General features: G+C 45.9%; 16 protein-coding genes and 1 pseudogene. 8 read left to right on the forward strand and 9 right to left on the reverse strand.

The window, feature by feature from the left end; genetic code table 11:
• The first annotated feature begins 187 nt into the window (after positions 1–187).
• Positions 188–742, forward strand: a complete 555-nt coding sequence (locus PJF56_RS00435; protein ID WP_283760651.1) for a helix-turn-helix domain-containing protein — start codon at positions 188–190, stop codon at positions 740–742.
• 128 nt (positions 743–870) lie between these two features.
• Here the strand turns inward: PJF56_RS00435 and PJF56_RS00440 are convergent, their stop codons facing one another.
• From PJF56_RS00440 to PJF56_RS00450, 3 genes are all read right to left on the reverse strand, one after another.
• Positions 871–3324, reverse strand: coding sequence for a pentapeptide repeat-containing protein (locus tag PJF56_RS00440; RefSeq protein WP_283760652.1), 2454 nt, complete (start codon positions 3322–3324; stop codon positions 871–873).
• A gap of 276 nt (positions 3325–3600) precedes the next feature.
• The gene (locus PJF56_RS00445) at positions 3601–4644 is read right to left on the reverse strand and encodes a pentapeptide repeat-containing protein (RefSeq protein WP_283760653.1); all 1044 of its coding nucleotides are present in this window, start codon (positions 4642–4644) and stop codon (positions 3601–3603) included.
• Between the two features lie 249 nt (positions 4645–4893).
• A complete protein-coding gene (locus PJF56_RS00450) occupies positions 4894–5061 on the reverse strand; it encodes a metallothionein (RefSeq protein ID WP_283760654.1) in 168 nt (55 codons plus the stop codon).
• Positions 5062–5360: 299 nt separating this feature from the next.
• Here PJF56_RS00450 and PJF56_RS00455 point away from each other — a divergent pair, with 299 nt between their 5' ends.
• From PJF56_RS00455 to PJF56_RS00465, 3 genes are all read left to right on the forward strand, one after another.
• Entirely contained in the window at positions 5361–5753 is a 393-nt protein-coding gene (locus tag PJF56_RS00455; protein WP_283760655.1) for an ArsR/SmtB family transcription factor, read from the forward strand.
• Positions 5754–5806: 53 nt separating this feature from the next.
• On the forward strand, positions 5807–6358 hold the full coding sequence (locus tag PJF56_RS00460; RefSeq protein WP_283760656.1) for an ExbD/TolR family protein: 552 nt from the start codon (positions 5807–5809) through the stop codon (positions 6356–6358).
• Positions 6359–6541: 183 nt separating this feature from the next.
• The gene (locus PJF56_RS00465) at positions 6542–9022 is read left to right on the forward strand and encodes an HAD-IC family P-type ATPase (RefSeq protein WP_283760657.1); all 2481 of its coding nucleotides are present in this window, start codon (positions 6542–6544) and stop codon (positions 9020–9022) included.
• Between the two features lie 160 nt (positions 9023–9182).
• Here PJF56_RS00465 and PJF56_RS00470 read toward each other — a convergent pair whose 3' ends face one another.
• The 3 genes from PJF56_RS00470 to PJF56_RS00480 are packed head-to-tail and all read right to left on the reverse strand — an operon-like array spanning position 9183 to position 10332.
• The gene (locus PJF56_RS00470; protein WP_283760658.1) at positions 9183–9518 is read right to left on the reverse strand and encodes a HepT-like ribonuclease domain-containing protein; all 336 of its coding nucleotides are present in this window, start codon (positions 9516–9518) and stop codon (positions 9183–9185) included.
• Entirely contained in the window at positions 9490–9849 is a 360-nt protein-coding gene (locus tag PJF56_RS00475; protein WP_283760659.1) for a nucleotidyltransferase family protein, read from the reverse strand. Before PJF56_RS00475 ends, PJF56_RS00470 begins: the two co-directional genes overlap by 29 nt.
• A 3-nt stretch (positions 9850–9852) precedes the next feature.
• Positions 9853–10332: a hypothetical protein gene (locus PJF56_RS00480; protein WP_283760660.1), complete on the reverse strand. Its 480-nt coding sequence runs from the start codon at positions 10330–10332 to the stop codon at positions 9853–9855.
• On the opposite strand from PJF56_RS00480, the gene PJF56_RS00485 reads away from it, so the two are divergent.
• From PJF56_RS00485 to PJF56_RS21950, 3 genes and pseudogenes are all read left to right on the forward strand, one after another.
• Entirely contained in the window at positions 10316–10570 is a 255-nt protein-coding gene (locus PJF56_RS00485; protein ID WP_283760661.1) for a hypothetical protein, read from the forward strand. The two genes, PJF56_RS00480 and PJF56_RS00485, sit on opposite strands and share 17 nt — an antisense overlap.
• Before the next feature lie 17 nt (positions 10571–10587).
• Positions 10588–10728 carry a hypothetical protein gene (locus PJF56_RS00490; protein WP_283760662.1) on the forward strand — a complete coding sequence of 47 codons (141 nt, stop codon included), beginning with the start codon at positions 10588–10590 and terminating at the stop codon, positions 10726–10728.
• Between the two features lie 32 nt (positions 10729–10760).
• Positions 10761–10907, forward strand: a pseudogene (locus PJF56_RS21950) (hypothetical protein); the annotation flags it as partial.
• Positions 10908–11170: 263 nt separating this feature from the next.
• Here PJF56_RS21950 and sfsA read toward each other — a convergent pair.
• Both sfsA and PJF56_RS00500 read right to left on the reverse strand, forming a co-directional pair.
• On the reverse strand, positions 11171–11914 hold the full coding sequence (gene sfsA, locus PJF56_RS00495) for a DNA/RNA nuclease SfsA (protein ID WP_283760663.1): 744 nt from the start codon (positions 11912–11914) through the stop codon (positions 11171–11173).
• Between the two features lie 8 nt (positions 11915–11922).
• Positions 11923–12792: a transporter substrate-binding domain-containing protein gene (locus PJF56_RS00500; protein WP_283760664.1), complete on the reverse strand. Its 870-nt coding sequence runs from the start codon at positions 12790–12792 to the stop codon at positions 11923–11925.
• A 344-nt stretch (positions 12793–13136) separates the two neighbouring features.
• Between PJF56_RS00500 and PJF56_RS00505 the strand changes: the two genes are divergently transcribed.
• Entirely contained in the window at positions 13137–13568 is a 432-nt protein-coding gene (locus PJF56_RS00505) for a hypothetical protein (protein ID WP_283760665.1), read from the forward strand.
• A gap of 6 nt (positions 13569–13574) precedes the next feature.
• Here PJF56_RS00505 and hrcA read toward each other — a convergent pair whose 3' ends face one another.
• Positions 13575–14651, reverse strand: coding sequence for a heat-inducible transcriptional repressor HrcA (gene hrcA, locus PJF56_RS00510; protein WP_283760666.1), 1077 nt, complete (start codon positions 14649–14651; stop codon positions 13575–13577).
• Positions 14652–14803 lie beyond the last annotated feature (152 nt).

The raw sequence follows: 14803 nt of genomic DNA on the forward strand, positions 1-14803 counted from the left end.
ATAATCATCTCTGGGCAGAGCCGCTAAGATTTTTTTGACAGACGGGGGAACTTTCACTAACATAGTTATTAGTTATTATTTTTTTCTGCTCTCTATCTTACCAGATTTGAGAGCTTTTTTCTCCATCTATTCTTAACATTCAACACTTCTGAATGGATACAGATTATAGAGGAGCCAACCTGAAGAGATGAAATGGGAAGCAATGTTGAAGTCAGTCGATCAGTTAGTCTTTGAAAAAACTGGAAAACACCTTGATAGTCTGCAACTTGCTATTTTAAAGGGAGTCCTCAACAGTCAGAAATACTCAGAGATCGCAGAAAAGTACGGATGCACCACAGGTCATGCTACAGATGAGGGATATAAACTCTGGCAAATTCTATCAGAGATTTTAGGAGAAGATGTACATAAGTCTAATTTTTGCGCTATAGCTGAACGGTTGGGAATTGCTAATTCTAACTCTATGCTAGTCAATCCAGTTCAAATTGGTCATTTAAATCTTTGTTCTAATTCAGAAATCGTAGAATTAGAACAATCAGAAGAACAATCAGATATATTTACTCCTGAGTCAAGTCATCAAAATACAAAAAGTGAACGTCCGATGATTAAGGAGATTCAACTTGAAACTAAATTAAAGACGATCCCTAAATTAATAAAAATAGGCTTGACAGCACCACAAATTGCTGAAACTCTTGAGTTGTCATTAAATCAAGTACAGCAGGTTATCAATCAAATACAGCAGTAAATCAACTAGATCAAATGATTAGTTTTGTAAAGAGCGATCGCCTAACATCCATCATCCCTCCCTAAACTCTGTCATTATTCTAAATTCTAACCAACTCGACAGGATCTGAAAAGAATTAGCAATGAAGGCTAAAACTGCGCTCCGTCTAAGTTGGCATCGCTTAAGTCTGCATGGGTTAAATCAGCGCCCTCTAACTGAGCATCAGACAAGTTGGCTCCTATCAGTTTCGCTTGCCTTAAATTGGCTCCTCTAAGGTTGGTTTGGCTTAAGTTTGCGAAGATGAATTTAGTGCCTTGCAGTTGGGCATTTTCTAAGTTGGCTTCCTGAAATTGGGTGTGGATAAAGTTGGCTTGGGATAGGTTAATTCCGGGCAGTTGAGCGCCTTTTAAGTTCATGCCTTGGAAGTTTCTATCCCCGGCTGTGTAGCGATCGATGACTTCACTGATATCGGTGAGAGAAAGCGATCGCCCAAACTGAGTAGGCAGAATAAACGTAAGACTATTGTCCGATCGCAGCAGTTGATGCAGTTCTTGATACAGAGGATGGTTTCCCACTCCACTTATTCTAACCCAAGCTCTGGTGCGAGTCAAGGCAATAAATAGGTGATTTCGCAGGGATAAATTGCTCTCGTCTTGGGCAATATGATCCAGGGCGATCGCGTAAACCATATCTGCCTCATTTCCCTTCGCTTTCTCAATCGTTGAAACCGTTACACAGCCTTCACACCAAAAGTCATTTTTCGAGTAAGAATCCTGCTTGTGTCCCGGAAGATAGACATCAATACCCTTTCTTAACAGCACCTCTACTACCATCGGCTCCAGTTGGCGCGTTTGAATTCGAGATCCCAACAAAATCACCAAAATATCCCGACTCGGTTTTAGTCCATCCTGGCGTAAATTTTGCCTTAAACGATCGGCTAAATGCGCTAATTCTTCCTGGCGCGAGTCATAAGCTTGAAACTCAATCAGCGCTCCTGATGCTAACTGACTCACCGGATTTAATTCGGCATCCAATAAACGAGTAAGAGTAATCGTCTGTCCCGGTAAAATATCTCCTGTTACTTCAAATCCTAGGGCTTGCCAATCGGATTTTTGGCAGAGCTGGCTTAAACATCCTTGGGGGCGAAAAATTCCCATGGCTAAACCGTAAGCAACCCTTAATACTTGCGCGGGAGTGCGATAGGATTTACAGAGGATTTCAGTTTTGGCAATATTGCCCGGATGAACCCCATTTAAAAGATGTCCTAAATCCGAGCCGAATAAGTCGCGAACCGTCGTCACTTGCTGGGGATCGAGATGTTGATATTCATCCATTGCCCAAATTAAGCACCGTTGCTCTGGATGCAAGGAATTGCAAGGGCGCAGGGCTTGGTAAGCCAACCAGTAAAAGGGTTGCTTTTGTTCAAATTTTATGCTATCCTGGACTAAAAAATCTTGACCTTCATCGATTAAAATAGCATCAAACACTTGGGGAATTTTCCCCCGATGTAACAGGTCAATACAAACCTCTGCTAAGGCTTCATGGGGGGCAGATCTTAGGGTATCGGAAACGGTGCGGGGAGGGATACCAGAGAGACGAGATAAAAAGCGATAAAATCCGGGTTGTCCTTTGGCTCCCCAACCGTGAAAAACGCGCAAGTTGCGGTTACGAGAATTGTAGCCCACTTGCCCATCGCTAAAATGGCGAAGCCAGCGATCGAGTTGCTCGGTAATGGTTTGGTAAAGACTGCGGCTAAAGAAGACGATCGCGATTTTCCAATCGGGATATTTCAAGTGCATGTGAGCTGCTTTTTGGCAGAGAATCACGGTTTTCCCCGATCCGGCAATGCCGCGAATCCTTTGCACTCCTGGCGGAATGGTTTTGGCGAGAGTTTCTTGGGCTAAATCGAGTTGGGAAAACTGTTGCCTGGCTTGGGTTAAAATTTCGGCGCGACTGGGAGAAGGATATAAGCGCCATCGGGTACTGGGGTTAGGTTGAAAAGTGGGCGTGCCACTGATGAGCGAGAGCAAAAGTTGCCATTGCTGTTCGCTTAGGGATGTGCCTGGAGTGAGGGGGCTGATATTTTCAACTTGCTGACAAAATTGGGCAATGGCAGTTAAGCGCAGATGGTTTTCAAACAGAATAGGAGGAGCGGAAATGAGGCGATCGAATTGCTTTTCCTGCCACTGTTCTTGGGTAATATAAGGTAGGGCAACGATCGCCCGACTCATCACCCCAGAGGTTAACCCCGGTTCCCTCTCACACCGTTTCAGAAGCGCCCAAACCTGCCGTTCTGCCTGCTGATAGGGCGATCCCGTTTTCTGGTAAAATCCTTGATAGTGCCAGCGATGACCGTTAATATGGCTAATTTGGTGAATCCGTACAGACTTCACCTCAATGACGATGATTCCCAATTGGCGATCGAGAATCAGAATATCGGGTTCTTTGCGATACTTTCCCTGGGCAGAAAATAGGGGATAGCGCCAATAGGCAAGACAGGATCTGTCGCTAAAAGCATCCTGCACCCTTTCCCATACCCGAAACTCGCCTCGCTCTCCCCCATTTCCAGCAACTTCCGTAGTAATAAATTGCCCCTTCCCCATAGCTCATATCAAGTTCGTTGAATCAATTATAGTGGCGGGTAGATATAGCTAGTTTAAATGAGTTGTACAACGGGAAATGCCCTCTCCCTATATCCCTCTCCCACGGGAGAGGGACTTTTCCCCCTTCTCCCTTCGACTTCGCTCAGGGCAGCGCCTGCGGGAGAAGGGGGCAGGGGGATGAGGGGCAGCCATTACATAACTTATTTAGGTTTGCTATAGATTGGCTGTTGCCGACATAAAAATTGTTCATTGTTCATTGTTCATTGTTCATTGATATTACTCCACAATTGCCCCTTTATCGCGCAAATGTTGCTTCAGGGCTGAGGACAATTTAGGGTTATCCTTAAAATAGGCTTGATTAACATTCGCTTTATCAATATTTGCCTGTTTCAAAAGCGCTCCTGTTAACTGTGCCTCCTGCAAATTTACATCGGTTAAATCGGCATAGGAAAGATTCGCCTGGGCTAAATTGGCGCGGGATAAATCCGCCCGTTGCAAATACGCCCCCGATAAATTCGCCGCTTCTAAATTGGCATCACTCAGATCGGCGCGAGGTAAAATGGTGCGTAAATCTGCGCCTTGCAAATTGGCATACTGCAAATTAGCATCGCGCAAATTGGCATTACTTAAAATCGCCTTTTCTAGGTTGGCATGACTTAGCTGGGCATGGGATAAATCAGCTAAACTTAAATCTGCACCGCTTAAATTGGTTTCGCTTAAATTTGCGCCGCCTAAATTGGCATAATGAAAATTCATCTGGGCTAAATTGGCTCCGGCAAAATCCGAGAGGGGATTTAACCCCACCTGTTGGGCAATGTCTAAAATATCTTGGGGTTGTTTTTCTAGTAACTGCTTGGCGATCGCCCATTGCTCCTCTAAACAGCGCTGTTCCGTGTCCCGATCTTGCATTACTTTATACACTTGACGCAAATTAAATAACGCCTGTCCTTGCAGCAATAAATCCCCCCATTCCTGAGCCACAACCCATTCTTGTTGATAATAAGTCAGCGCTTGGGGAAAATCGGGCAAACTGCTATAGGCATTACCCAAATTATTCAGAGCATTCCGTTGTCCTGGGAGATCGCCAACATCTTGCGCTAAACTCAAATGCTGCTTATAGTAGGCGATCGCCTCCTCAACCCTACCCAACGCCTGACTCACCGCCCCCAAATTCCCCAAAGCCGCCCCTTGGCGCTGGGCATTCTCCAGGCTACGGTAGATCGATAAAGCCTGTTCCCAGAGAGACTTCGCCCCCTCTAAATTCCCCCCTTGATACTCCTGAATTCCCTGCTTAAATAGCGCGTCAGCATCCTGAGACATAAGATAATTAGAATCAATTCAATCAAAATATAGCGCTTTGCGTGGTAATCGGTAATGGGTAATCGGTAATCGGTAATTGTACAACCATTTTTCTCTGTTATGTGAGACATTTCGATCCCCCTTTCATCTCCGCTTGCGGAAAATCCCCCTTAATCAGCTTTTTAAGGGGGTTTGGGGGATCTACAACCGAGCATTCTTTTCTAGATTTGATATTACTCGATATTTTAATGGATTACCGAGAATCAGTATTTATGAGTGACACTCACATCCTTCATGCCCACAGCCTGAACCGTCAGGATGGCCATTCGCGCAAGCTTCACTACAATAGACCTGGCCGTTTTTCTTGAACCCAGTTGCCTCGTCAACCATACACTTACAAGACTCACAAGCACATTTGACTTGAGTTGCAGTTGCCATAACTGTGTCTCCTTGACTTACATCTGAACATATATTCATAGATTAGCATAAAATAATTGAAAGATTGTTCAGATATTGTTAAATTTGAATAAGCAGCACAAAAACGGTGTATTCATATCCAGTGCGGTTTCCGCAAGCGGACATGAAAATGGAATTCAAGAAGCAGGCAAGATGCCCGCACTCCTGGAATCCCTTAATATTACTGGAGTGGGAGCGTCTCGCTCCCTAGATTTTTAAGGTCGGACGCAGTGCGAAACAAGCGGACTTAATCAATACTCATTACTCATTACCCTCTCCCTATGCCATCCCAACTTCCCGTCTCCGAATCCACAGACTCCCCCCACTGCTCACCCCACCAGGAATTAGACACAGAACACCGCAAGGATCTAGCATCCCATCTTCTGCATCCCCGGAAAGCCCAAAAAATGGCAGAATTCTTTAGTATCCTGGGAGACCCCAATCGCTTAAGAATCTTATCCCTCTTAGCCAGCGAGGAACTGTGCGTGTGCGATTTAGCTACCACCCTAGAGTTAACCGAATCCTCCGTTTCCCATCAACTGCGAACCCTCCGCGCTCACCGGCTTGTCCGCTACCAAAAACGGGGGCGAAAAGTCTATTATTATCTAGACGATCGCCATATCCTCGATCTCTATCAGACCGTTGCCGAACACCTGAACGAAAGTAAGGAATAGGGAATAGGGAATAGGGAAATAGGAGAGCAAACTAATGTATTTCATACTAAACAATGAAAATCAACTGGGATAATCCAACAGAAGAGGCGCGGATCGAAGTTATTCCCCTCATTGATGTTATTTTCTGCATTTTGACCTTTTTTATCTTAGCGGCGGTAGGATTGACGCGCCAGCAAGCGATTTCTGTGGATTTACCCAGTGCCAAGACGGGAACCACCCAAATGCAGGATATGTTAATCGTTAGTGTGGATACCGTTGGACAAACCTATATCGAACAGGAATTAGTCCCCAGGGATCAATTGCGACAACGGTTACTCGCCTATCAGATTCAGACTCCCCAGGGCTTAATGGTGCTGTATGCCTCGAAAACTGCCCTTTATGAAGATGTTGTGCAAGTCTTAGATTTAATGCGCTCTGTGGGCGGCGATCGCGTGGCTTTGGCAACCCTTCCCGCAGGGGTGAACCCCTCAGAAGCCACCCCAGCAGAACCTCCGAATCTTGATTTAGGGATTCCTGGTTTAACGCCCCTACCGACTCCAGTTCCGGCTCCTGAACCCACTGCAACCGTCCCCCCAGCTCCAACTAATCCAGAAACCCAGGAATAGCTACTTATTCCCTCTCACACCGATGACTCCCAAGGGAAACAAAACAACGCTGGAGGTATTGATGGCGCTGGATTTTTCCGATGGGCGATCGGCTGGAGACATTTTGAGCAGATTAGATGAAATAAACAGGATAATTGGCGAAGATGTTGTTATTATCCCATCAATATCCACAATTGATCATTTATGGTAAATGCTAATTTTATACCTACCGGATTAACGGATGAGCAAGTGAAACACCGCTATCGGTCAGGCTTGCACAATAATGTTAATTTGCCCAATAGTCGCTCCTATCGAGATATTTTACTCGAAACCGTATTTACTTTCATTAATGGGGTGTTCTTTTCGATTTTTATGCTGCTGGTTTCCCTGGGACGCTACAGCGATGGGGCGATCGTGATTGCGGTGTTGTTTAGTGCAGTGATGGTGAGTGTTTGTCAGGAAATTTGGGCAAAGCGTAAGTTAGATAAGGTGGCATTGTTGACTCGGCCTCGGTCTTTGGTGATGCGGAATGGCCAAGAATGCACCCTCGATCCTCGCGAGATCGTGCAGGGGGATGTGTTGCATCTGGTGGCTGGGGAACAAATGATCGTGGATGGGGAGCTGTTGCAGGGACAGATTGAGGTGGATGAGTCCCTGTTGACGGGGGAGAGTGATGCCATTGTGAAAAAAACGGGCGATCGCCTACTCTCTGGCACGTTTTGCGTGAGTGGGAACGGGTATTATGAAGCACAACAGGTGGGTAAGGAAACCCTGGCCTATCGCCTGGCTTCGGGAGCTAGGGCGGTGCGACAGGTGTATACTCCCTTACAGCAACAGATTAACCTGGTGATTCGCATCTTTATTTTGGTGGCTGGGTTTCTGTGGATTTTAGTGGCGATCGCTGTTCTCAGTCGCACCCTCTCGGTGGCTGATGGGGTGCAAAAAGCGGCGGTGATCTCCAGTTTAGTGCCTGCGGGCCTCTATTTATCGATTACCCTAGCCTATGCTCTGGGGGCGGTGCGGATGCTGGATCGAGAGATTCTCATTCAACAGGCGAATTCCGTGGAATCTTTGAGCCATGTGGAGATTCTCTGTTTGGATAAGACGGGAACCCTGACGGCGAATCAAATTGAAGTGCATCAGTTCCAGGAAATTCGGGGAGATGAAGAGCGCCTAAGTCAGATTTTAGGGGTTTTCGCCGCCAGTGCCACGACCCAAAATGCCACCAGTGAGGCGATCGCCCGTTATTATCTCCATCCTGCACAACCGGTTAATGGGGAAGTTGCGTTTACCTCGGCACGCAAATGGAGCGGGTGTATTTTCGCCACGGGAGAGATTCGAGGAACCTATGTGTTAGGCGCTCCCGATGTTCTCAGTCGCGCCATTCCCCTGTCTGAGGATATCCGGGAAACCATTAATTTGTGGACAGAACAGGGGTATCGCGTCTTGCTGTTTGCGGGTTCTGAAGCGGTGGTGAGCCTTTACGATACTCCTTTGGAGTCGCTTCGCGAACGCGAAAATACGCCCACTATTCCCCCGAACCTTGAGCCTTTGGGCTTGGTAATTTTAGGCGATCGATTGCGTCCGGGAGTGTTAGAAACGCTGCAAGAATTTCAACAAGCAGGGGTGCAGCTCAAGATTATTTCCGGAGATTATCCGCAAACGGTACAGGCGATCGCCCGTCAAGTGGGATTAGAGGGCGATCTAGCCATGATTTCCGGAGCAGAGTTAGCCCAAATTGAGCCGCACCAATGGGCGGAAGTTGCCCAAAATCACACAATTTTTGGGCGCATTACTCCCGATCAAAAAGCCCAATTGGTGAAAGAATTGCGGCAAAAAGGAATTTATGTCGCCATGATTGGCGATGGAGTCAATGATGTTTTATCCCTGAAACAAGCCAATTTGGGGATAGCCATGGAAAGTGGCAGTAAAGCAACGAAAGCGGTAGCGGATTTAGTATTATTAAACGATTCCTTTGTTTCCCTCCCCTTTGCACTCCTTGAAGGGCAACGGATTCAAAACGGAATTCAGGATGTTTTGAAGTTATTTATTATCCGCATTTTCTCATTTACCTTACTCATTTTAGCCACCGGTCAAGTGATTGGCACATTTCCCTTATTGAATAAACATAGCGCTTTAGTAACCGTGCTTTCCGTGGGCATTCCCACCATCAGTTTACCGATTTATGCCAAACCAGGGAGGGGACAGGGTGGCGAACGGGTTCGCTCTTTATTCCGGTTTATTTTACCCGCCACATTATCCGTCACCTTAGCCGGATTAATCGTCTATTTAGGCTATTTAGTCACCAGTGTTTGGCGAGCCGTGAATCAGGGAGGAATGGTGATTGTAGACAATGAGTTATTAGCCATTCCCCGCAGCGCGTTAGTTACCCTCTTAATCTTGTGCGGCTTAACGTTAATGTTATTTCTCAAACCCCCAACCCGGTTCTGGGTGGCGGTGGAACCCCTGAGCGGAGACTGGCGATATACCAGGGTAGCGGTGAGTTTGTTGGGGTTATACGGCTTGATTTTGGCGATCGCCCCCGTGAGAAAATTCTTTGATTTGACGCTCTTATCGGCATCAGATTATGCCTTTATCGTGGCGATCGTTTTGCTGTGGATCTATCTGTTGCGCCTCACCTGGCGACGGAAATGGTTAGAGCGTTTCCTGGGGAAATTCCATTAATCGAATGTTGCTGATGTGAAAATGTAGGGAGTGAAAATGTAGGGAGTGAAAATGTAGGGAGCAAGATGCTCCCACTCCAGTAATACAGAAAATGTAGGGAGCAAGATGCTCCCACTCCAGAAAATGTAGTAGTAGATCGTTTTGCTCTCATCATCCCTTTCTATTGCCTGGGTAAGAGGGGAGTGATGTAGGCTAACAATTCAGGAATATACGTTTCAACCACTTGCCAGACGAGATCGAGTTTAACCTCATCATAGTCATGGACTAAGCGATCGCGCATCCCAGCAATTTGTCTCCACTCAATTGTCCCATGGCGATCGCGAAATTCTGGCGAAAGACGTTTGACGACTTCACCAATAATCGTAATTTCATATAAAACAGCCAGTTGTGTTCTTTCATCCTGCTCAAAATCTGCTTCAGTCATATTCTCGGTTAATCGGAGAATCGTGCGACAGAATTTAGCAATATCAAACAAATAGGACTCGTCCCGATTCATAGATTACCTGTGCTGTACTGAGAATATTTTGGCGACGAATCCAGTTATCACTGTCGATGACTGAGGCTTTTTCAATCAAGTCCACCGGGCGATCGAGCCAATCTTCCAATTGATATTGGATCTTCACCAGATCCATTAAACTCATCCGAGAACGAAACTCATCCTCAAAGACAACCAAAAGATCAATATCACTATCTGGGTTAAAATCTTCTCGGAGAATCGAGCCAAATACAGAGACTTCCACGATACCCCACTGCTGGCAAAAATCAGCCAGTTGCTCTCGCGTAATGCCTAGGCGCTCATCAAGCAGGCGATCGCATATTCTTCGCACTCATCAACCTCCTCCCTTTAGATTCAAGATCCTCTCTTCACGCAGTTGGGGGATCGCTTCTTCGCGCAGTTGAGCGATCGCTTCTTCGCGCAGTTGAGCGATCGCTTCTTCGCGCAGTTGAGGGATCACTTCTTCGCGCAGTTGAGCGATCGCTTCTTGATACAATGCATCTATAGTCACCATTAGCTCCTCATCCTCCCCATCTGCTTCTTGGTTTTTCCGCGTGCCTAAAATAGTTAAAACTTTATCGACCAATTCTATCACATTTGCTTGCCAGCGATTGGTTGGCGGCAGGCTCTCCAATTCTTGAATCGCTTGTTCTTTCACCCTTCCGCGTCCCAGAAGTCTCAACCATAGAGTTTCTGGAGTTCTTGGCAATTGATGGATAACGATGATGGCACTTTTATACAGATCCCCTAAATAATAGATTCCTGGAGCGCCGTTTTCTGCCTCCCTTGCACGAGCATTGTCTAGCAAGTTCATTGATGCGGTTGGCGTTAATATCCAGAGTCGCGGTATGGTAATTGTAGACAATGAGTTATTAGCCATTCCTCGCAGTGCGTTAGTTACCCTCTTAATCTTGTGCGGCTTAACGTTAATGTTATTTCTCAAACCCCCAACCCGGTTCTGGGTGGCGGTGGAACCCCTGAGCGGAGACTGGCGATATACCAGGGTAGCGGTGAGTTTGTTAGGGTTATACGGCTTGATTTTGGCGGCTTGATTTTGGCGATCGCCCCCGTGAGAAAATTCTTTGATTTGACGCTCTTATCGGCATCAGATTATGCCTTTATCGTGGCGATCGTTTTGCTGTGGATCTATCTGTTGCGCCTTACCTGGCGACGGAAATGGTTAGAGCGCTTCTTGGGCAAATTCCATTAATCGAATGTTGCTGATGTGAAAATGTAGGGAGTGAAAATGTAGGGAGTGAAAATGTAGGGAGTGAAAATGTAGGGAGTGAAAATGTAGGGAGTGAAAATGTAGGGAGTGAAAATGTAGGGAGTGAAAATGTAGGGAGTGAAAATGTAGGGAGCAAGATGCTCCCACTCCAGAAAATATAGTGCGGGCATCTTGCCCGCTAGTTTAACCCTCCAGTAATGTAGTGCGGGCATCTTGCCCGCTAGTTTAACCCTCCAGAAAATATAGTGCGGGCATCTTGCCCGCTAGTTTAACCCTCCAGAAAATATAGTGCGGGCATCTTGCCCGCTAGTTTAACCCTCCAGAAAATGTAGTGCGGGCATCTTGCCCGCTAGTTTAACCCTCCAGAAAATGTAGTGCGGGCATCTTGCCCGCTAGTTTAACCCTCCAGTAATATAGCCAGCAGTCATCTGGAATTGCTCAAGTCTTTTCCGCCTAAAGCAAGATCGGCTAAACCCAGATACTTGATGCCTTGTGGAGTGACCGAAAAGCGACAGGGGAGAATCTCTACCCCTTTGGCGATCGCCTGACGTAACAAGTCCCCATAGACGCGATCGGCACTATCTCCAGGGGAAAACTGCTCACAATCAGCGCGATTAATGAAATAAAGCATCACTGCTCTGGCTTTTGGGGGTAGCTCCATCAGTTCCCGTAAATGTTTTTGGCCGCGATCGGTGACGGTATCGGGAAATAAAGCCAGCCCATTTTTCGCCCAAGTGGTATTTTTCACCTCTACATAAATGGGCAGCTCTCCAGTTAAGACAAAATCCACTCGACTGCGCCGATCTTGACCATAAACGACCTCAGTTTTCAGGGTTTCATAGTCTTGTAATTCGGGAAAAATGCGCTGCTCTAGAGCTAATTTAATCACCCGATTCGGTAAGCTCGTATTCACCCCCACCCAAACCGGTTCCGGGGTTGGCAACTGAATCATTTCCCAAGTATAAGCCAACTTACGCTTAGGATTGTCATGATAGGACACCTGTACCGGAGCGCCAATTTCACAAACATCGGTCATCGGCCCCGTGTTGGGACAATGGGCCGTAATTAACTCCCCCGTTTCCAACTCAATATCCGCTAAAAACCGTTTATAGCGGCGCTTGAGAATACCCGAAAAGAGGGGAGGATAGGTATATAAAAAAGGAGACATTTCTAGACTTAACTGCACTTGTCTAAGGCGGAGATCGTCAAATCAATATAAGGAGAAGTTACGCCAACCAAATCTGTCAATAGATCGGTGATAATATTCATAGAATCTCCTTTGATAATAAACTGATTTACCCTTTGTCTCCATTGCTCATCATAGGAGGGCAAAATCATACCATAGCCAATACAGGTTAAGGGCTGATTGGGTAACAGGCTATATTCTCTATCAGATAATCCTTGTCTTTGAGCTTCTCCGACTAAGAGAACCCCATCACTGGCAAAAGCATCAATGGTTCCGGATATGGCATCTCGAACCGCTTGTTGTCGCCCCTGATTTCCAGTATAGGGAATAGAGTCAGCCAATTGATACCGACTTTCGATAAATTGGCGGGTTAGAGTATTATCTAAAACCCCAATATCTAAACCTTCAAGAAATCCCGAAGGTTTGAATAAAATGCGAGTTTGAGGACGCATCAAGAAATAAGTACCAGTGACGAAAAATTTCGCTGAAAATTGAGTTCCTTGGGGTGAATTGGTGCTAATTGTATTGGGGCCACATTCTAGGTGAACTTGTCCATCTCTGACGCTCCGATATCGACCATTGGGGGAAGATTCATCTAGAGTTGATTCAATAGTTTGTAATTGAATGGGGCGGTTTAAGTCTTGTTCTAAATCTTCTTTGAATGCCTCCATGAGCTTTAAGCAAAGCCCTTGCCATTCTCCCGATTCCATGTAGCCAAAAGGGGCTGCATCTTTACGAATACCCACTTTTAAGGTTCCGGTGTTTTGAATTTCTTCCAGAACTTCTTGCGCTGGACTGGCTCCAGCCGTTGCAAAAAAAATACCCAAGCTGGCGGCGATCGCTGCTATTTTTTTGAACATTACCGTTGTTGATTTTCCCAATAACCTGACGAGTTAGATTATCCCCAAATCTTCTTTTTGTCAATTACCCTGATGATAGCCCTACGATCTCAAGGCTTCAACAACTTGACAGCCGGTTGATCGCCTCTCATTACCAGCGCCCAGGGCTATAAAAGGCGAGTCAACCGTACCCAGGATGGAGAGTTTACCGACTTAGCCGATCGCCGATCGCCCGTTAGAATAAATTCGTATTTTCCATAATTCCTGCAAAAGACTCACAACTCCATTACAATTGGAGTGAATCTAGTTGCCTATTCCCTATTCCCTAGTGCGTAGCACTATCGTCAATATGAGGTTATCCCATCATGAGCGAAACTGATACACCTAAAGAATCTAGCATAGTAGAAGTTAGCCCCGAAACCAAAGCCATGGTTGAACAAGATGAGGGGCTAAAAGATGCTACAGAACAAGTTAAAAATGAAACCATGGCACTGATTGAAGCCATGAAAACTCGGGCCCAGTCAGAAATTCATAAAGCTGGAAACTATACCCTGGAAACTTATCTCAGTTCCGTCAAGAAAGCTAAAACCAGCTTAGAAGAAGAAAACCTATTCGATCCCGATCGCATCGAGAATTCCCTCAAAATCCTGCAAAAAGATGCGGAAAAAAACTGGGAAAACATCGTTAAGCAAGCTCAAGAATTGGGCGATCGCCTCTCGGAAGCGGCTAAGGCAGCTTGGGACATTCTAACCACTCCCCGCACCGAAAGCGATTCCCAATCCAAAGATCCCGACTAAAACTGGCTAACTTAGAGCATCTGAGAGATACCCCGCCGTGGCTTCCACCACGGCGATCGCATTTTCATACATCATCCGCGTCGGCCCCAAAACCCCCACACTGCCCACGGGAACCGAACCGCGAAAATAGGAAGAAGTCACCAGAGCGCAACTTTGCATCGGTTCTAAGGGATTTTCTGAGCCGATCCAAACCTGTACCTGACTGCCCTGTTGTTCCTGCTCTGGAACCTTAAAAATCAGGGGCAATAACTGAGTCGGTTCTTCTTCGAGTAAATGAATTAAGGTTTGCACCTGTTGCAGTTGGGAAAATTCTGGTTGTCGCAATAATTCCGCGACCCCACTAATCCAAATATCAGTATAAATCGAGGCAGAATGGCGCTGCTTAAACTGTTTTAAAACCTGGGTCAGTTGCTCTCCATAGCATTCAAACTTACTATCTAATTCAGTCCAATCTAAATGCTCCAATTCAGTCAGTAACCGTCCCTTCAAATTATGGTTGAGAAAATTGGAGAGAACTTGTAATTCCCGCGATACTTGTTCTATGGTTTCGCTTCCCTCTTCGCCCGTGTTGGGTAAATCCATCAAGATAGAATGGGTTTGGTAAGTATCCGTCACCAAAATCAACATGGCGCGACCGCTATCTACCGCCACCAATTGCAGATGATGCAAGCGAGAATTCTGGGCTTGGGGCATGGTAATCAGGGTAATATAGCCGCTTAAACTCGATAAAATTTGGGCGGCTGACTTAAAGAGCGATTCTAAACTCCATTGCCAATTGAGCTTTTCTTGTAGCAGGTTTTCCACCTGTTTCCCGGTTTTGATATTCGGGGTCATTAAATGGTCTACATACCAACGATATCCCGAATCCGAAGGCACGCGACCGGCTGAAGTATGGGGTTGATACAAGAGTCCCGATTTATCTAAATGACTTAAACAAGAACGAATGGTAGCCGTGCTTACAGAAAAATTATATTCTTCTACCAAAACTTTTGAACCCACCGGTTCTGCGGTGGCAACATAATGGTTAACCGTTGCTTGTAAGACGCGCTTATGGCGATCGTTGAGTTTAAATTCTAAATGCATTTGAGTTTATATCAGAAATATTATGGAATCGATAACCGATGGGTATCTGGGAAAACCAAAACTCTCATCGGTGGGAATTTTGCTCTATAAATCTAAAGATAGCAATAATTCGTTCAATCGGAGCGAGTCTTTCAGTCTGAATAGACTGTTAC

Source organism: Roseofilum halophilum BLCC-M91 (assembly GCF_030068445.1).
Taxonomy (GTDB): domain Bacteria; phylum Cyanobacteriota; class Cyanobacteriia; order Cyanobacteriales; family Desertifilaceae; genus Roseofilum; species Roseofilum halophilum.